This is a genomic window from Exiguobacterium sp. s142, from assembly GCF_018618455.1.
Lineage (GTDB): Bacteria > Bacillota > Bacilli > Exiguobacteriales > Exiguobacteriaceae > Exiguobacterium > Exiguobacterium aurantiacum_A.
The window spans coordinates 23,246-41,647 of the sequence record NZ_JACSMB010000010.1 but is presented as its reverse complement, the minus strand read 5'-3'; the positions used below and the strand labels follow the sequence as shown (position 1 = coordinate 41,647).

The following is an 18,402-nucleotide window of genomic DNA, read 5'->3' as shown; positions in this document are numbered from 1 at the left end:
AGGGTCCAATCAAGTGGCGGCAACAGGTTCAGCGCTCAAATAAGCGGCAATCTGTTGATCGATGACTTCTTCCGACAAATGAAGCGCGAGTGAAAGTTCTTTCACAAGAATCGTTTTAGCGTTTTCTAAAATCTTACGATCCTGTTCATATAACTTTTTGTTCAACGAAACTGCTTCGGTTTGTCTCCGAGCAAGCGTGTTGATGACTTGAGCGATATCGTGACGGTTGCCCGAATGAACGACATGCAAGAATTCGCGGTTCCGGTTATTCGGATGGGGATTCCATTCGACACCAGGAGAGCGGAACGATTCGAGGATCTCTTTTGCTTCTTTAGCTTCCAAGAGTGTCAACATCATGACTTTGTCACTATCGACCGGAATACTGATCTGTAGCTTCTGCGCGTTGTTGATTGGATGGAGCGTATAGTACGACTTCGTCTCACCTGCGACCGTCATATCGGAAATTTCGTCAATGCGACAAACTCCGTGGGTCGAATAGATGATTAAATCATCAATTTTGAACAAATCGATCACCTCTTCCTAATATCCATTATAGAGGTAATTGATGTAAATTGTCAACCCGGTTGACATTGAAGGCCGCACAGACGGAAAAAACCTCTTCTTATTATGAGAAGAGATCACAGTTTCCAGTCGGTTTGGAGCAACGTCTGCAACTGATTAAACGCATCGTCGCCAAGTGTCGTGGCAATTTTTTGTTCGAGATTGGCTTTTAGCGCCTCGTTTTGTTCATAACAGCGGATACCGAGGTCGGTCAGCTGAATGCATTTGTCTTTTCGGCTCGTCGGGTGGTCGGTCACCGTGACGAGCTCTTTTGTCTTCAAGTTCTTGATCAGTTTATGGATCGCCTGGCGTGACACATGGACGTTCCGTGTCACTTCGGAGATGGTCGGATTCTTTCGGTAGATGCGGGCGAGGATGTACCATTCCGAGTTGGAGATGTAAATATCATGTTGTTCGTTCCATGCCCGTTCGCTAATGCGTCGGATTTGATCGTGGCGCTCACCGAGCAAATCCAAAAGGTGCGTTGGCGTAAGTTGTTCGTATGGAGTCAAATTGGTCACTCCTATTCTGTTTTGTCGTTCCTAACTATACAAAAGCGGATAGGGCGCGTCAATGCGCTAGTATCTCAAGTTCAACTGAACAGATGATCATGTCATACGATGACCCGGTTTAGACGCCAGTAAAAAAACGAGACCAAATGGCCTCGTTTTTTTACTGGCATTCTTTATTTTTGAAATCGATGACCATTCGTCCTTGAATTTTACCTTGTTCCATCTCTTCGAAAATATCTTGGACTTCGTGGAGGCAACGTTTCTGGACGACCGGTACGACCTTTCCTTCGGCCCCGAATTGGAAAGCCTCTTCTAAGTCTTTACGTGTACCGACGAGTGATCCGACGACTTCGATGCCATCGAGGACGAGACGTGGGATATTCAAATCCATTGTTTCAGACGGAAGTCCGACCGCGACAACTTTTCCACACGCTCTTACAGCGTCGACCGCAGAGTTGAAGGCTACTTTTGAAACGGCCGTGACGACCGCTGCATGTGCGCCCCCGAGTTGCTCTTGGATGATTTTGTCCGCAGCGCCCTCTGTCACTGGATTGATGATCATATCGGCGCCGCTGTCTTTAGCGAGTTTGAGTTTGTCGTCATTGATGTCGACTGCGACGACGTACGCATTGAACACGTGTTTGGCGTACTGAATTGCCAGGTTACCAAGACCACCGCATCCGTAGATAACAACGATTTGACCTGGCTTCACATCAGCCACTTTAATGGCTTTATACGTCGTGACACCGGCACACGTGATACTCGAAGCTTGTGCCGGATCGAGTCCGTCTGGTACTTTGACAGTGAAATCGGCCATTACGATACTTTGCTCGGCCATCCCGCCATCAACGCTATATCCAGCGTTTTGTACGTGGCGGCAGAACGTTTCGCGTCCAGTCGTACAGTACTCACAACGCCCGCAGGCATGATACATCCAGGCGATACTGACGCGGTCTCCGACTTTCAAACTCGTTACGTCGTCAGCAATTTTTGAAACGATCCCGATGCCTTCGTGTCCGAGTACGCGGCCTTGGACATCACCGAAATCTCCCGCGGCAACGTGTAGGTCTGTGTGACATACGCCACAATACTCGACGTCGACAAGCGCCTCTCCAGAATTTAGTGGGCGCAACTCCTTTTCAACCACTTCGATATTCGCTTTGTTAGATGAATTGACTACGACTGCTTTCACTTTATCCCACGCTCCCTATCCTAATTATAGGTAATTAAAGATATGTAATTACCAAACTGACAAGAAAAGAATAGCATAAAAAAGGGAATGAAAACGCTTAACTAAAGGCGAAGTCTTGTCGCTTTCATGAACTTTTTTCACATAATGATTTTGGGGAACAGGATAAGACAGAACACGAAAGGAGGATGAATCGTGCCGACACGAACCGACCTGTTTCAAGCCTATAAACAGAAAATCATTGAGCTTCCTGACATGGACGAAACGACGTTGAAGAGCGAGATGTTCCTTCTTGAGGAAGACCCGGAGAAGCAATTGACCATTTATTATGCCCCGTTCGAATACATCAATCCGAACGCTAAAGTCGTCATTGCTGGCATCACGCCGGGTCTCTATCAAATGCGACAGTCGTTCGAGGCGATCCGCGACTTGGCTGACGCTTCGGATGAAGCAGCGCTCCAGGCCGTCAAACAGCGCGGCAGCTTCTCAGGGCCGATCCGCAAGAACTTGGTGACTATGCTCGACGACTTGGACTTGCATCACCATCTCCAGATCGAGTCGACGCTCGACTTGTTCGGTGAGGCGAACCATCTCGTGCAGAACACCGCTGTGTTGCCTTATCCGGTTTTTTATAAAGGAAAGAACTATAACGGTTCGAGTCCGGACATGTTAAGAACGGAGCTGTTCCGTTCATACGTCGAAGGAAGTTTCGCCGACGAGATGGCCGTCCTCGAAGATGCGCTCATTTTACCGATGGGTGTCAACGTGCGTCGGGCCGTCGAGACGCTCGTCGCCCGAGGGCTCATCGCACCAGAACGTGTCGTGAGCGGGTTTCCGCATCCGTCAGGCGGAAACGGACACCGACATCGTATCTTCGCTGAGAACCGTGATGCGATGCGGTCTCATATCGCCGACCATTTCAAGCGGCACCCGATTTAAATGCACAAAAGGCAGAAAGCGTGATTGCGCTTTCTGCCTTTTTGAATGTTACATATATAATACGTAAATCATCATAACCGAGACAACAAGGAAGAGGAGGCTCATGACTCCTCCGGCCTTCATATAGTCCGCGTTGCGGTAACCACCCGGTCCCATGATGAAGGCGTTGACTTGATGGGTCGGTAAAATGAACGAGTTCGAAGCTGATACCGCGACAAGTAGCGCAAGACCGATCGGATCGATGTTGAACGTATCGGCCATCATCAGAACGAGCGGGACGAGCAAGACGGTCGCTGCCACGTTTGACATGAAGAGTGAGAAGAACATCGTGATGATCCCGATGATGAATAGAATTGCGAGCGTGCTCCACCCGCCAACGAGATTGACGATGGCATCCGCCGTATAAGCGGCAGCGCCACTCTTTTCAAAGGCTATACCGAGCGGGATGAGCCCGGCTAGTAAGAACACGGTCTTCCAGTCAATGGCTGGGTAAATCTCATCTTTCGGGATGACACCGAGTAAAATCATCAGCAGGGCTCCCGTAAAGAAGCTGAGCGACAGTGGAAAGCCGAGAAAGACGAGACCGAGGGCGACGATGATTGAAAACAAGGCTGGCTTTTTCTTGTTCTGCTGCGGAGTGAGTTCGGGTGCTTTCACATCGCTTAAAATCGCGACTTCGCGACCGTTCCGCAAATTGATCAAATCTTTCCAGCTGCCGTAGACGACGAGTTGCATGCCGGCTTCGAACGGGACGTTTTCCAGTTTTGTCTGCGTACCGTCGCTTCCGACGATGGCAAGCGGCTCAAGTCGGAAATTTTTTCTGAAGCCAATATCGCGGAGCGTCTTCCCGATAAACGGCGACGTCGGCGGGATGATGATCTCAGCGAACCCGCTCTCGTCTTCATTTTCAAGCGAAGCGAAGTATTCAAGTTCAGGTTTGATGGTCAGTTCATAATCGGCCGCGAAGCGATTGATCGCCTCGTCCGTTCCGAGGATGGCGAGCGTCTGCCCGATGGCGAGGCGAGTCTTGCGCCAAGGGCCATAGACGTGGCTCTCACCTTCGCGAAGTGCGAGAATGTTGATCCCATACGTCGACCAAATATCGAGTTGTTCAATCGTTTGTCCGGCAAGGCGAGCGTTGACGTCGAGCTCATGGATGTCGGTCGTCAATTGATGCGTTTCTTCCATGAAAGAAGCGCTCGTCGTCTGCGTTTCCCCGGACGCTTTCGGCAAGACGAGGCCGCCCGCGAAGTAGAAGTAGAGGATGCCGGTCGCGAGCAAAACGAGACCGATTGGTGTGACAGCGAACAAGTTTAAAGCGTCAAACCCGGACTCGGTCAACAAGTCGTTCAAGATGATGAGCGGGCCCGAAGCGACCATCGTCAGTGTGCCCCCGAGAATGGCGGCAAACCCCATCGGCATGATCAGCTTGGAAGCCGGGATGTTGGCATTTTTACTGATCCGCTTCAAGGCCGGTAAAAATAAGGCGGCCGCACCGATGTTTTGCATGAACGCCGAGATGAGTCCTACGGTTGTCGATGTCGTTGCCATGACGTTCTTTTCTTTGCCCCCGACTCGTTTCGTGATAAATTCTGCGACGACGGTCATGATGCCGGAACGTTCGACACCGTAACCGATCAACATAACCCCGATGACAGAAATGACAGCGTTTGACGCGAATCCAGAAAATGCCTCATTAGCCGTGATGACCCCGGTCCATGGCAAGATGACCATGATCAAGACGGCGACGAGGTCGGTCCGGAGTTTATCGGTGACGAATAAGACGATCGCTAGCGCCAAGACAGCGAAGGTCAATAATATTTCGGCAGTCATTCATATACCCCCTATGGTATTTATTAATTTTATTATAAGTGTCTAGAAGGCGGAAAGTGAAGTAAAACGTACTTCAAGCTCAGACCGAACCATTATGACGAGCCGCCTCAACTGACAATCGTCCTTTAGTTCGCTAAAATGGAGAACGGTTATCATTCCACTTTTCCAGTATGAAAGAAAGGGACGGTCTATGATCACGTTAACGAATGTAAGCAAACAGTTTGGTCGTGACGAGGCGGTCCGTGACGTCTCGCTTCAGATTGAACGAGGCGAGGTATACGGTATCATCGGTGCGAGCGGTGCCGGCAAGTCGACGCTGCTGCGCCTGATGAACTTGCTCGAGACGCCGGACGCAGGGACGGTCACGGTCGATGGGAACGAACTGACGAGTCTATCGAGCCGGCAACTCCGCGAACAGCGACACGTCATCGGGATGATCTTTCAACAGTTCAACCTCGTCGGCAACAAGACGGTATATGACAACGTGGTCGCCCCGCTCAAACTGGCCGGGCGACCAAAAGCGCAGCACGAGGAACGGGTGCTCGAATGCCTCCGCTTCGTCGGGCTCGAGTCGTTCAAGGACAAGTACCCGGCCCAGCTGAGTGGCGGGCAAAAGCAACGCGTCGCCATCGCCCGGGCGCTCGCGAACGAACCGCACGTCTTGTTATGTGACGAGCCGACTTCGTCGCTCGACCCGAATACGACGGCCGAGATCCTCGGCGTGCTGAAGTCGATCAACGAGGCGCTCGGTGTCACGATCGTCATCGTCACCCACGAGATGGACGTCATCAAGCAAGTGTGTGACCGCGTGACCGTCATGGCGGATGGATCGGTGTATGAGACGCTCGGTCTCGTCCCGCGTGGTGTCCCGGAAATCGACAACAATCCGGCCTGGTTCGTCAACGAGTTGCGAAAGGTGGGTGAGCCGGATGCCTGACGTGCTCGTTCAATATCAGACCGAGATTTGGCGCTCGATCGGTGAGACGTTCATCATGGTCGGCGTCTCGATCCTCGCCGCCGTCCTCGTCGGCTTACCGCTCGGAACGTGGCTCTACTTGTCCCGGAAAGGGCAGTTGCTCGAGAATCGGGCCGTCTTCTCGGTGCTCAACTTGGTCGTCAACATCGTCCGCTCGTTCCCGTTCCTGCTCCTCGTCGTGTTTTTGATTCCATTTACGCGGCTCATCATCGGAACGGCGCTCGGGACGGCGGCAGCGACCGTGCCACTCGCGATCATCGCCATCGCCCACTACTCTCGTCTCGTCGAACAGTCGCTCCTAGACGTCCCGCGCGGCGTCGTCGATGCGGCCGTATCGATGGGGGCGTCGATCAAAGACGTCATCTTCAAGTTTCTATACGTCGAGGCCCGGTCCGGACTCGTCCTCGGGCTGACGACGTCGATCATCAGCTTCATCTCGTACTCGACCATCATGGGGGTGGTCGGGGGCGGCGGCATCGGCGACTTCGCCATCCGCTACGGCTATCAACAGTTCAAGACGGAGCTGATGCTGTACATGATCTTCATCATGCTCGTCTTCGTCCAGCTGATCCAGTTCACCGGTACGACTGTGGCCCGGGTCATCGACAAACGCTAATCATCTATAGAAAGAAGGAAAATCCATGAAAAAATTGATGGCACTCTTCGCCTCACTCACTCTCGTCCTCGCGGCGTGTGGAACTGACAACGAAACAACGACGGAAACACCGTCAAACGAGCCGCAGACGCTCAAAGTCGCCTCGCTCATCCCACCGATGACCGACATGCTCGAGATCGCAAAAGACCAGCTCGCAGAAGACAACATCGAACTCGAAATCGTCGTCCTCGGCGACAACGTGCAACCGAACACGGCGCTCGCGGCGAAAGAAGTCGATGCGAACTTCTTCCAGCACGTCCCGTACATGGAAGAGTTCAACCGCAGCAATGACGCCAACCTCGTCCCGATCGAACCGATCTATTTCGCCAACTACGGCGTCTACTCGAAAGAGTACGACAACATCGACGACATCCCAGAAGGCGCGACGATCGCAATCGCGAACGACGTCTCGAACATCGACCGGTCACTCTCGCTGCTCGCGCAGCACGACGTGATCAAACTTGGGGAGAAGACCGGTTCGTATTACACGCAAGCAGACATCACGGACAACCCGAAAAACGTTAAGTTCGAAGAAGTCGATCTACTCATGCTCGCGCGTGCCTATGACGACGTCGACGCGGTCCTCATGACGCCGGCGTACGCGGCACCGCTCAACCTTACACCGAAGAGCGACGCGCTCTTGACGGAAGGGGTCGAGAACGACTTCGCCATCACGCTCGTCGCCCGTGAAGACAATAAGGACGACGAAGCAATCCAGAAACTCGGTGAAGCGCTCACGAGCGACGAAGTCCGTGCGTTCTTAGAAGAGAATTATGACGAAACGGCGATCCCGGCGTTTTAACGAAAAAAATGAGCCCATGCGGCTCATTTTTTTTTAGAATTCTTCATATTCTCTCGGGTCTTGATTGTCGATGCGGCCATCCGGTTTCGTCAACGTATTGATGGTCTCCATCTCGTCCTCGGTCAACTCGAAGTTGAAGATGGCGAGATTTTCTTGTTGGTGCAGCTCACTCGACGAACGCGGGAGCGGGATGACGCCAAGCTGGATGTGCCAACGCAGGATGACTTGCGACACCGTCTTACCTTTTTGGTTGGCGAGCTCGGTGATCGTCTCGTCATGGATGACGGTCCGGGCCCGGCTGAGCGGACTCCACGCCTCGGTGATGATGCCACGCTCTTTGTCGGCTTGACGTTGCTCGACTTGGGAGAAGTAGGGATGGAGCTCGATTTGGTTGATGACTGGTGTCTCACCCGTCTCTTCGATTAAGCGGTCGAGATGCTCGGGCATAAAGTTCGAGACGCCGATTGAGCGGATCCATCCGTTCTTTTTCGCTTGGATGAGCGCGCGCCATGCATCGACGTATTTATCTTGCTTCGGGTTCGGCCAGTGGAGTAAAAATAAGTCCCAATAGTCGAGGTTGGCCCGGTAGAGCGACTCTTGAATCATATTGAGGGCCTCATCATAATCGAAATATTGACCACGCAGTTTCGACGTCAAAAATAACTGCTCACGCGGGATACCGGACTGGCGGACTGCTTCCCCGAGCGCGCCTTCGTTGTCGTAGCGAATCGCTGAGTCGATGAGACGATAACCGTTACGGATCGCGCTCGTGATGGCGTCGACACCGGTCTCGCCTCGTAAGAAGACGGTGCCGAGTCCGATAGCTGGAATCTCGTAACCGTCGTGTAGTTTGATGGTCGGAATGTTCATAAAATGCCTCCTCCGTGGAAATACGTTCTCTTCTCGGCTATTCCACTTTCCTGGGGAATGAAACGTTTGAATGCGAGATGAGTATTTCAATTAAGGACGAAACGCTTTATAACATCCTTCAATCAAATCGATGAGACAGACGACGACGACAGTCAGCACTATGCTCCATACACCCCATTGTGTGAGTGTCGTGAGAGCGACGCTGGTTCGTTCGGCTAGGAGAGCGAGAGCTTCCGATGAAATGAGCTCTGGTTGCAGCAGAATCAGTGCCGTCACTCCAATCCATAGAACGTTCAAGGCCACATTCCATAGGGCGAGCGGTTTCGTCCAATAGCGCACAATCCACTTATAAACTCCAATTCCGATGTCAAAGACGGCTAGCGCAATTACGAACGGGAAAAATCGATCCAATATTTCTGGGTTAATGAGGGGGAATGTCTCTCCGTCAATTGATAAGCGGATCCATTGATCAGTGTTCACATAGAGCATCAGCAAGACAACGACCATAACAAAATCAAATACGATTGAACTGAGGGGGATGAACTTTGTACGTGGTTTTACGTTCTTTAATTTTTCTGGTGACCATTTCGATAAAGGGACATCTCCTTCTGGGGAAGCCCGCTCGATGATAAAGAAGACAAGCGTAATCCAGAAGAAAGTCTGAATCACGACTTCGAAGATTGCAGAGCTGATTTGAACCAGTCCTTGGATGATGAATTGTACCCATGATGATTCAACATTCGCATCAGCAAGATAAGCGATAGTTGCGAGAATAATCGAGAGTGTGATAGCAATTGGCAAGACGGTCTTCAAAATACTCACATAGCCTGGGAATAGGGCTGGACCAATTAAATGGAGCGGGCGATTGGCATACCGTGCGGCCAGTATGCTCGGGTCACCTAACTGACGGAGGGCCTCCAAGAGAGCTTTCTCGGACGGGTCGTCTCCCGTCATATCATCAATCGTGGACTCGAGTTCAAGCGCAACATCTTCTCGCATCGACTCAGGGATTCGAGACGTCACTTCTGCAATATACACATCACGAAGGTTCATGGTCGTTTCCTCCTTCTATCAAACGGTTTAATGTGAGCGACATCTTATTCCATTCTGCATACAACTCCTGCAACATATCCGTTCCCTCTGCGCTGAGGACGTAATATTTGCGAGGCCGGCTCTCAGTCGTATCCCACGAGCTTGTCACGAGCCCTTGCTTTTCAAGCCGCCTTAAGAGCGGATAGAGCGTGCTTTGATCGATGCTGACATCGGCATCGAGAAGCGCCTGAACGAGTGAATACCCGTACTGTGGTGTCTTCAGTTGACTCAAGACTGCAATCGTCAAGGTGCCTCGTCGTAACTCGGTCATCAATGAGGCTTTTACATCAGACATCTCTTTGCCTCCTTCGATTCTTTTTATACTGTATATTATACACTATAGTGTGATGTACAACAATTATGAATAAAAGTATTAGGAAACCGGAATTCAGTTGCCTATTTTCCTGTTTTTGGGATAATTAGAATGAGGTGATCAGGATGAAATGGTGGTGGACAATCGGTTTGATAGTGGCGGTGACGTTACTTTACGTGAACGACGCGTGGTACGGAGGTGCGGCGACATTCGGGGTGCCGATCGGTTGGATGATTTCAATATTGATTGTAGTGAAGCTCACGTATCCGAGACGTAAAGTATGGTCCGCATTTGTGAGTGTGTTTTTAGTCGGCACTACGATCGTACTTTCGATTCCGACTTACTCGGTCGCTGCCGCGGAACAAGAACTGTTCACAACGTACGGGAGTGTCACTTATACGGAAAGTGTGCGAACGAACGGGGACGAATGGAATCCGTTCGTCCCAACTGTCGCTTATGTATTTGAAACGGAAACGGGGGATTCGATCCTGTTCATCCCGGACTCAGGGAAGTCGTTTGAACTATAAAAAAACTCGTCCCCACGTGGAGGACGAGTTTTTCGTTAGTTGCGAATCATGTAGTCGAAAGCACCGAGTGCGGCTGTCGCACCAGAGCCCATCGAGATGATGATCTGTTTGTAGGCGCTGTTCGTGCAGTCGCCTGCCGCAAACACGCCTGAGATGTTCGTCGAACCATGATGGTCGACGATAACCTCTCCGAAGTTGTTGCGTTCGACCGTATCGAGCCAGTCCGTGTTCGGGACGAGGCCGATCTGGACGAAGACGCCTTCAAGTTCGACGTGATGCGTTTCGTTCGTCTCACGAGACATGTACGAGATCCCGTTCACTTTGTCCGTACCTGTGATTTCAGTCGTCTGGGCGTTCGTGACGACGGTCACGTTCGGGAGACTGTGAAGACGGTTTTGAAGTACTTGGTCGGCCTTCAGTTCAGATGCGAACTCGAGTACCGTGACGTGCTTGACGATGCCGGCGAGGTCGATGGCCGCTTCAATCCCAGAGTTACCGCCGCCGATGACCGCGACACGTTTGCCTTCGAAGAGTGGACCGTCACAGTGTGGGCAGTAGGCGACACCTTTGTTTTTAAACTCGGCTTCGCCTGGGACGTTGACGTTGCGCCAGCGTGCCCCTGTCGACAAGATGACACTCTTACTCTTCAGAATCGCGCCGTTTTCAAGTTCGACTTCGACGAGGTCTTTCTTCTCAAGGCGCTTCGCACGTTGAAGATTCATGACGTCGACGCCGTATGCTTTCACGTGTTCCTCTAAGCTCGCGACGAGTTTTGGACCTTCTGTGTACGACGTGCCGATGAAGTTTTCGATGCCCATCGTGTCCATCACTTGACCACCGAAGCGTTCAGCGACGATGCCGGTACGAATGCCTTTACGGGCCGCATAAACGGCCGCACTTGCACCAGCCGGACCACCACCGATGACGAGGACGTCATACGCCTCTTTGTCTTCGAACGCCGAAGCGTCAGGACCTGTGCCGAGTTTCGCCAAGATCTCTTCGAGTGACATCCGTCCGTTACCGAACGCTTCTCCGTTCAAGAAGACGGTCGGGACGGCCATGATTTCTTTCGCTTCGACTTCTGCCTTGAACGCGCCGCCGTCGATCATCGTGTGTGAGATGTTCGGGTTGAGCACGCTCATGACGTTAAGTGCTTGGACGACGTCCGGACAGTTATGGCAGCTGAGGCTGATGTACGACTCGAAGTGGTACGTGCCTTGGATGTTTTGGATTTGCTTGATCGCATCTGCGTCGACTTTCGGCGCTCGGCCGCTCACTTGGAGCAACGCGAGGACGAGTGACGTGAACTCATGACCGAGCGGGATTCCGGCGAAGACGATGCCCGTCTCTTCAGACGGACGGTTCACGCTGAAGCTCGGTGTGCGTTCGAGCGTGACGTTTTCGACGGAGATACGTGATGACATGCTTGCGAGCTCATTGACGAGGTCGAGCATCTCTTTAGAGACCGCGTCGTCGCCAGCGCTCACACGGAGGACGACATCGCCCTCCATGAGCTGCAAGTATTGATCCAGTTGTTGTTTAATATCTGCTTCTAACATGGAATCCGCTCCTTACAACTTGCCAACGAGATCGAGGCTTGGACGAAGTGTCGCTGAGCCTTCTTCCCATTTCGCTGGGCAAACTTCGCCTGGGTTGTTGCGGACGTATTGTGCTGCTTTGACTTTGTTTACGAGCGTGCTCGCGTCACGGCCGATGCCGCCTGCGTTGATTTCAACAGTTTGGATGACGCCGTCTGGGTCGATGATGAACGTACCGCGGTCAGCAAGGCCATCTTCTTCGTTCAAGACGTCAAAGTTGCGTGAGATCGTGTGTGACGGGTCGCCGATCATGATGTATTCGATCTTGCCGATTTTCTCTGACGTTTCGTGCCAAGCTTTATGTGTGAAGTGTGTGTCTGTAGACACTGAGTAGACTTCGACGCCGAGGTCTTTCAATGTCGCGTATTCGTTTTGAAGGTCTTCAAGTTCAGTCGGGCAGACGAATGTGAAGTCAGCCGGGTAGAAGCAAACGACGCTCCATTGACCTTTAAGGTTGTTGTCTGATACTTCGAGGAATTCTCCTGTTTGGAACGCTTGTGCTGTGAATGGTAAGATTTCTTTGCCGATTAATGACATGGGGTATGTCCTCCTTGGGTTTTTACTCTAGCGGAATTGTATCTCTACTAGAATAATTATAATGTAATACTAATTTCATATAACTAGGCGAAATTGTCAAGACGTATGCATGCTGCCTAAAAGGTTGATCTATCAAGGTGTTTATGTAAAATCGCATCATAACAGTAAAGAAAACGGTTACATGAAAACTGATAATTTGTTTTTTTAAACTCATATAAAATGGGTAGAACAGTTATTGGTTAAAAGAGTAAAGAAGAGATTAAGCGCTTCATTCTCGTAAATAATCAACATTTTATCAATTGCATACAAAAAAACCTTATCCATATTGGATTAAGGTTCGTCAAGTTGTTAACTTATGAATCAGTTGTTTATTATAGTCCGCTCCGTCTTTCCCTTTGTGCATGCGAGCGTGGCAATTTGGGCATAATGCAGCCACTTGATCGGGACGTGATAATCCATCATCTGATTCTTTATATAAAGAATGGAGTTCGAGATAAGGACCTTCTTCTGTTTCAAACGGGGCTTGGTTTCCACAAGCTTCACAGCAATTATTTGCCCGAGCCAGCACAGCGTAATAAAGAGCTGCTGTTTGTTCGCGAACTTGTAATTTTCGAGCTGGCATACTTAAACCAGTAGCTCGTTTCGGATCACGTAAAGCAATTTCATTTAACTCTTCAACGGTTTTATAGCGCATGGTTGATGCAAAATGATGGGCTTCTTCTTGAACAACATGTAGCGGTTCGAATGCAAAAACGATTACTTCGCGCTGGTTATGGTGTTTATCAATTCCGAATTGAATGTCGTAACCGATTAAAATAAGTTGATCCACGAAGCGATAATTACCTTTTCCAAGTGATTCGAAGAGATAGACGTCTTCTCCATTTTCGATATGGTTTAGAAGAGCTTTGTTTCCAAAAGAAAAAGATTGGTTCCCTTCTTGACCCTCACCGCTGTAATAATATAAACCGTCGTCTTCACTCCAGCCATTCTTGTATCCAAACTCTTCATCCATCCCGCTATCAAAAATAAAGATTAGCTTGTGTTTGTTCGGAGTACTAATTCCACGTTGACGACTCCCGCCGTATTGATCGTGAAGGACAGAGCGTTTGTATAGTTTGTTTTTTTCGAACAGCATATGTCACCTCGTTTGTTTAGTTGTTCTACAATTATCCTGCTCAATTGTATCATGTCTATTTGTGATCCTGTTTGTAGGATAAACGAAAACAAATCAAGCATCTCATCTAAAAACGGGAATACAACTCATGTAGCCACATCCATATTCATTTTCATTATGAAAGAAGGCAACGGTCATGAGAGATATCCAGACAGATGAATATTGGTCCCGTCCTTCTATTGACTTAATCCAAGCACTCGACTCATCAACTCACGGTCTCAGTTCTACTGAGGCCAAGCGTCGTCAAGTCGAATTTGGATTAAATGCGCTCGCCAAAGAACGCCGCTTTACCCGGCTTGCGTTATTGCTTGGACAATTTAAAAGTCCGATCATCCTCATTCTGCTCGGTGCGACGCTCATCTCGGCACTGACGGGTGACTATGTCGATGCGGGCATCATTCTAACTATCATCTTGGCGAGTGCCGTCCTCAGTTATTTTCAAGAATTTCATGCGAGCAAAGCGGTTGAAGAATTGCGTGACAAAGTGAAAGTCCACGTCTTAGTTTGGCGCGACGGCAACTTGATCGACGTGCCTGCCATTGAATTAGTGCCCAGGCGACGTCGTCGAACTGTCAGCAGGGAGCTTGGTGCCGGCTGATGGGATTCTTCTGACGAGTGAGCATTGTTTCGTCAATCAGTCGATGCTGACCGGGGAGTCGGGTGCGGTCAAAAAACAAGTCGGCGTGACGGCGCCTGACCAGTCGTTAGAACAACGCTTCAACTGCGTCTATATGGGAACAAGCATCCAAAGCGGGAACGCGGCGATGCTCGTTGTTCACACGGGACGGACGACCGAATACGGTGAAATCGCGAAGCGGTTGACGCTCCGTCCTCCGGAGACGGAGTTCGAACGAGGAATCCGTCATTTCGGTTATCTGTTGACGCGCATCATGCTCGTGCTGACACTTGTCGTCTTCGCCATCAACGTTTGGTTCGAGCGGGATGTCATCGACTCGCTCTTGTTTGCTGTGGCGCTTGCGGTAGGGATCACACCGCAACTTCTCAGTGCCATCATCAGTATCACACTATCCCAAGGGTCACGAGCAATGGCACAAGAAGGGGTCATCGTTCGCAAATTGACCGCCATCGAGAACTTTGGGGGCATGGACGTACTATGTACGGACAAGACGGGGACGCTGACGGAAGGACAAATTCGAATCGACGATGCAGTCGATGCGAGCGGTGTCTCCTCGGACGAGGTATTCCGAGCCACATATTTGAACGCCACGCTCCAGACGGGAATGAAGAACGACTTAGACGATATGATTCGCCGTCACCGCCAGATCGACGTGGCGGCAGTGACGCGTCTCGGGGAAGTCCCGTTCGACTTCATGCGAGAGCGCTTGAGCGTTATCGTGCAAGACGGGCAGGACGTTCGCATGCTGGCGAAAGGTGCCTTCCATAGTGTGCTTGATACGTGCGACCATGTATGGAAGCACGCGACGAGACACCCGCTCGACTCGTTCGCGCGAATGGAGCTAGAAGTTCAATTTGAAAACTGGAGCGCCCAGGGAATCCGGGTGCTCGGTGTTGCGGAAAAACGAGTGACGATTCGTGACGAGTACAGTGTCGACGATGAGACCGGTATGACGTTCATCGGTTTCTTGCTCATATTCGACCATCCGAAAGCTGATGTCGCCGAAACGATCCGTCAACTTGCCTCACATGGTGTCGACCTCCGGATCATCACAGGCGATAACGCTTCGATCGCGCTGCACACCGCTGAAGCCGTCGGTCTGCAAGTCACCGGTATCCTGACCGGGAAAGACTTGGTTCGAATGTCGGACGAGGCATTGTGGCAAAAAATCGAGACGACGACACTCTTTGCCGAGGTCGACCCGAACCAAAAAGAACGGATTATTTTGGCGCTCAAGAAAAACGGGCACGTCGTCGGGTACATGGGTGACGGAATCAATGACGTACCGGCGCTCCATGCGGCCGACGTCAGTCTGACGGTCGAGAATGCGGTCGATATCGCCAAAGAGTCGGCTGATTTGGTACTCGTTCGAAAGAGCCTGCGCGTCTTGCTGCGTGGTATCGTCCTCGGCCGGACGACGTTTGCGAACACGCTCAAATACATTATGGTGACGACGAGCGCCAACTTCGGGAACATGTTCAGCATGGCCGGGGCCTCGTTGTTCTTACCGTTTTTGCCGCTGTTACCGAAACAGATTCTCATGATCAACTTCTTGAGCGACTTCCCGGCCCTGGCCATTTCGCAAGATAGAGTCGACACCGAGGATGTACGTGTGCCCAGACGATGGGATTTGAAAGAAGTGCGTCGCTTCATGATCGTCTTCGGACTCGTTAGTTCCTTATTCGACTACACGGTGTTTTTAGTGTTGATCGTCTTATTCAATGCGAACGAGTCCGTGTTTCAAAGCGCTTGGTTCGTCTTCTCGATTTTGACCGAGCTGCTCATCTTGATGATCATGCGGACACGCCGGATCCTGTATCACAGTCGTCCGGCCCCGATCCTCTTATTCGCGTCGATCCTTGTCGGTGCGGTCGCGATCGTCGTGCCTTATTTGCCAAACGCGTCGCTGCTCGGCCTCTATCCGTTGCCGTTCCCGATTCTATTCACGTTACTCGGGCTGCTGATTGGCTATGTCTTGCTCAACGAAGCGGTGAAACGCTGGTTTTATCGGGAAAAATAAAAAGACAGAGGTCGCCCTCTGCCTTGATTCATCACTCTGCCATCAACGCACATACTGCATTCGAATACGCTACCGGATCTTCAAGCGGTAACCCTTCGATGAGGAGTGCTTGCTGGTAAAGAAGATCGGTATATTGTTTCGCTTTCGCCTCGTCTTCCGTGTAGACGCGTTGCAACGTCTGGAAGATAGCGTGGTCGGCGTTCACTTCGAGCACTTTTTCTGCTTTCATGCCGCCGCCGTTCGGCATCGTGTTCATAATCTTCTCCATCTCAATCGAGACGTCACCTGCGACCGTCAAGCATACCGGATGCGACTTGAGACGAGTTGACGCGCGCACTTCTTTGACACGATCGCCAAGCTCGGTCTTCATGAAGGCGAACAAGTCTTTATTGTCTTCATTGAGCGAATTCGCCGCCTCATCATCGAGACCGAGGTCACCGCTCGCGACCGACTTGAACTCTTTGTCTTCATAAGACTGGAGCACTTTGATAGCGAACTCGTCGATCTCTTCTGTGAAGTAGAGGATCTCGAAGCCTTCTTCTTTCAAACGCTCCGTTTGCGGGAGAAGATCGATACGATGGATCGATTCGCCCGTCGCGTAATAGATGTACTTCTGGTCCTCTTTCATACGCTCGACGTATTCTTTCAGCGAGACGAGCTTTTTCTCGTTCGACGAGTGGAACAAGAGCAAGTCCTTCAACTCATCCTTCGCGGCGCCGAACTGGTCGTAGACGCCGAACTTGATTTGGCGGCCGAACGCGTCGAAGAACTTCTCGTAGTCCTCGCGCTCATTCTGAAGCATCTTCTCGAGCATGCCTTTAATTTTCGACTTGACGTTCTTAGCGATGACGCGCAGTTGGCGGTCCTGCTGCAACATCTCCCGGGAAATGTTGAGCGATAGGTCCTCCGAGTCGACCATTCCTTTGACGAAACCGAAATAGTCCGGCAATAAGTCAGGCGATTTCTCCATGATCAAGACGCCGTTCGAGTAGAGCTCGAGCCCTTTCTCGAACTCTTTCGTGTAGTAGTCGTACGGGACCGTCGATGGGATATAGAGGATCGATTGATAGCGGATCGAACCGTCGACGTTCAAGTGGAGATGTTTGAGCGGCTCGTCGAAACCGTAGCGCTTCTCGTGGTAGAAAGCCGTGTAGTCCTCGTCCGAGAGCTCACTCTTCCGCTTGCGCCAAATCGGGACCATACTGTTGATCGTCTCTTCTTCGACATAGTCCTCGAATTCTTCCGAGTCGTCTTTTGGACGGTGTTTCGTCACGTCGAGTTTGATCGGGTAGCGGATGAAGTCCGAATGCTTCTTGATGAGCGAGCGGATCTCATATTCCTCTAAGAACGAAGAATACGTATCGTCTTCGGTGTCGGCTTTCAAGTGCAAGACGATCTCAGTTCCGATCTCTTGTTTAGACGTCGGCTCGATCGTATAGCCATCGATGCCGTCTGACTCCCAAAGATACCCTTGGTCACTGTCGACGGAACGGGTCCGGACCGTCACACGGTCAGCGACCATGAACGCCGAGTAGAAACCGACGCCGAATTGACCGATCAGGCTGTGGTCTTCTTCCATCTTCGTCGCCTGCTTCATTGCGAGCGAACCGCTCTTGGCGATGATCCCGAGGTTCGATTCAAGTTCGTCTTCCGTCATCCCAATCCCGGTGTCACGGATTGTGACTGTGCGTGCGTCTTTGTCGAGTTCGACTTTGACGAAATAGTCGTCCTTGTTGAAGTCGATCGCCTCGTCCGAGAGGGCGCGGTAATACATCTTGTCGATGGCGTCACTCGCGTTCGAGATGAGCTCACGCAGGAAGATGTCCTTATGTGTATAGATTGAGTGGACCATCAACTCTAAAATTCGTTTCGATTCGGCTTGAAACTGTTTCTTTGTCATGACCGTTCTCCTTTGTCGTTCGATTTTGGCACTCTGTACATAAGAGTGCTAACACTCTTCATTATCCTAATTTTTGGAGAGATGTCAAGGTAGATGAAAACAAAAGATTGACGACGAAGCATCATTCGAGTATTGTTGAGTACATGCGATGAGCTGGTCTATGTAAGACGGCGGACATTCCTTCGGGAGCACGTTGTGGAGCGTGGTTCGACGCGGTAGACTTTTCGAGAGCACCTCTTTAGAGAGGTGCTCATTTTTTTTGCCTAA

At 50.9% G+C, this 18,402-nt stretch carries 18 protein-coding genes; 7 read left to right on the top strand and 11 right to left on the bottom strand.

Annotation, left to right across the window (positions count from 1 at the left end):
- Positions 1 to 9: 9 nt before the first annotated feature.
- The 3 genes from KNP77_RS10180 to adhP form a co-directional block, all read right to left on the bottom strand.
- Positions 10 to 534: a CarD family transcriptional regulator gene (locus KNP77_RS10180; protein ID WP_016510581.1), complete on the bottom strand. Its 525-nt coding sequence runs from the start codon at positions 532 to 534 to the stop codon at positions 10 to 12.
- 104 nt (positions 535 to 638) lie between these two features.
- Positions 639 to 1,073, bottom strand: a complete 435-nt coding sequence (locus KNP77_RS10175; protein WP_251139027.1) for a MarR family winged helix-turn-helix transcriptional regulator — start codon at positions 1,071 to 1,073, stop codon at positions 639 to 641.
- A 160-nt stretch (positions 1,074 to 1,233) separates the two neighbouring features.
- The gene (gene adhP, locus KNP77_RS10170; RefSeq protein WP_070328005.1) at positions 1,234 to 2,265 is read right to left on the bottom strand and encodes an alcohol dehydrogenase AdhP; all 1,032 of its coding nucleotides are present in this window, start codon (positions 2,263 to 2,265) and stop codon (positions 1,234 to 1,236) included.
- Between the two features lie 192 nt (positions 2,266 to 2,457).
- Between adhP and KNP77_RS10165 the strand changes: the two genes are divergently transcribed.
- Positions 2,458 to 3,201, top strand: a complete 744-nt coding sequence (locus tag KNP77_RS10165; RefSeq protein WP_214890593.1) for a hypothetical protein — start codon at positions 2,458 to 2,460, stop codon at positions 3,199 to 3,201.
- 48 nt (positions 3,202 to 3,249) lie between these two features.
- On the opposite strand, the gene KNP77_RS10160 is transcribed toward KNP77_RS10165, so the two are convergent.
- Positions 3,250 to 5,034, bottom strand: a complete 1,785-nt coding sequence (locus KNP77_RS10160) for an SLC13 family permease (protein ID WP_214890591.1) — start codon at positions 5,032 to 5,034, stop codon at positions 3,250 to 3,252.
- A gap of 190 nt (positions 5,035 to 5,224) precedes the next feature.
- Between KNP77_RS10160 and KNP77_RS10155 the strand changes: the two genes are divergently transcribed.
- From KNP77_RS10155 to KNP77_RS10145, 3 genes are read left to right on the top strand one after another with little or no spacing between them, the layout of a single operon-like run.
- On the top strand, positions 5,225 to 5,971 hold the full coding sequence (locus tag KNP77_RS10155) for a methionine ABC transporter ATP-binding protein (RefSeq protein WP_131490505.1): 747 nt from the start codon (positions 5,225 to 5,227) through the stop codon (positions 5,969 to 5,971).
- On the top strand, positions 5,964 to 6,626 hold the full coding sequence (locus KNP77_RS10150) for a methionine ABC transporter permease (protein WP_214890589.1): 663 nt from the start codon (positions 5,964 to 5,966) through the stop codon (positions 6,624 to 6,626). Before KNP77_RS10155 ends, KNP77_RS10150 begins: the two co-directional genes overlap by 8 nt.
- A 25-nt stretch (positions 6,627 to 6,651) precedes the next feature.
- A complete protein-coding gene (locus KNP77_RS10145; RefSeq protein ID WP_214890586.1) occupies positions 6,652 to 7,467 on the top strand; it encodes a MetQ/NlpA family ABC transporter substrate-binding protein in 816 nt (271 codons plus the stop codon).
- A 33-nt stretch (positions 7,468 to 7,500) separates the two neighbouring features.
- Here the strand turns inward: KNP77_RS10145 and KNP77_RS10140 are convergent, their stop codons facing one another.
- The 3 genes from KNP77_RS10140 to KNP77_RS10130 all read right to left on the bottom strand — a co-directional run bounded on the left by KNP77_RS10140 (position 7,501) and on the right by KNP77_RS10130 (position 9,724).
- Positions 7,501 to 8,337 (bottom strand): aldo/keto reductase, encoded by an 837-nt coding sequence (locus KNP77_RS10140; protein ID WP_214890583.1) that lies wholly within the window; start codon positions 8,335 to 8,337, stop codon positions 7,501 to 7,503.
- Between the two features lie 90 nt (positions 8,338 to 8,427).
- A complete protein-coding gene (locus KNP77_RS10135) occupies positions 8,428 to 9,390 on the bottom strand; it encodes an HAAS signaling domain-containing protein (protein ID WP_131441314.1) in 963 nt (320 codons plus the stop codon).
- The gene (locus KNP77_RS10130; protein ID WP_035386661.1) at positions 9,377 to 9,724 is read right to left on the bottom strand and encodes a PadR family transcriptional regulator; all 348 of its coding nucleotides are present in this window, start codon (positions 9,722 to 9,724) and stop codon (positions 9,377 to 9,379) included. Before KNP77_RS10130 ends, KNP77_RS10135 begins: the two co-directional genes overlap by 14 nt.
- A 143-nt stretch (positions 9,725 to 9,867) precedes the next feature.
- Between KNP77_RS10130 and KNP77_RS10125 the strand changes: the two genes are divergently transcribed.
- Complete coding sequence (locus KNP77_RS10125) at positions 9,868 to 10,269, top strand: hypothetical protein (protein ID WP_214890580.1); 402 nt, start codon at positions 9,868 to 9,870, stop codon at positions 10,267 to 10,269.
- 35 nt (positions 10,270 to 10,304) lie between these two features.
- On the opposite strand, the gene ahpF is transcribed toward KNP77_RS10125, so the two are convergent.
- The 3 genes from ahpF to KNP77_RS10110 all read right to left on the bottom strand — a co-directional run bounded on the left by ahpF (position 10,305) and on the right by KNP77_RS10110 (position 13,539).
- Positions 10,305 to 11,828 carry an alkyl hydroperoxide reductase subunit F gene (ahpF, locus tag KNP77_RS10120; RefSeq protein WP_214890576.1) on the bottom strand — a complete coding sequence of 508 codons (1,524 nt, stop codon included), beginning with the start codon at positions 11,826 to 11,828 and terminating at the stop codon, positions 10,305 to 10,307.
- Positions 11,829 to 11,840: 12 nt separating this feature from the next.
- Positions 11,841 to 12,404, bottom strand: coding sequence for an alkyl hydroperoxide reductase subunit C (ahpC, locus tag KNP77_RS10115; protein WP_016510347.1), 564 nt, complete (start codon positions 12,402 to 12,404; stop codon positions 11,841 to 11,843).
- A 340-nt stretch (positions 12,405 to 12,744) separates the two neighbouring features.
- Positions 12,745 to 13,539: an SRA domain-containing endonuclease gene (locus KNP77_RS10110; protein WP_214890573.1), complete on the bottom strand. Its 795-nt coding sequence runs from the start codon at positions 13,537 to 13,539 to the stop codon at positions 12,745 to 12,747.
- Positions 13,540 to 13,714: 175 nt separating this feature from the next.
- Here KNP77_RS10110 and KNP77_RS10105 point away from each other — a divergent pair, with 175 nt between their 5' ends.
- Positions 13,715 to 14,176 carry a cation-transporting P-type ATPase gene (locus tag KNP77_RS10105; RefSeq protein WP_214890570.1) on the top strand — a complete coding sequence of 154 codons (462 nt, stop codon included), beginning with the start codon at positions 13,715 to 13,717 and terminating at the stop codon, positions 14,174 to 14,176.
- On the top strand, positions 14,166 to 16,235 hold the full coding sequence (mgtA, locus tag KNP77_RS10100) for a magnesium-translocating P-type ATPase (protein WP_214890567.1): 2,070 nt from the start codon (positions 14,166 to 14,168) through the stop codon (positions 16,233 to 16,235). The genes KNP77_RS10105 and mgtA overlap by 11 nt, the downstream gene beginning before the upstream one ends.
- 31 nt (positions 16,236 to 16,266) lie before the next feature.
- Here mgtA and htpG read toward each other — a convergent pair whose 3' ends face one another.
- A complete protein-coding gene (gene htpG, locus KNP77_RS10095; RefSeq protein WP_214890564.1) occupies positions 16,267 to 18,135 on the bottom strand; it encodes a molecular chaperone HtpG in 1,869 nt (622 codons plus the stop codon).
- Positions 18,136 to 18,402: the final 267 nt, after the last annotated feature.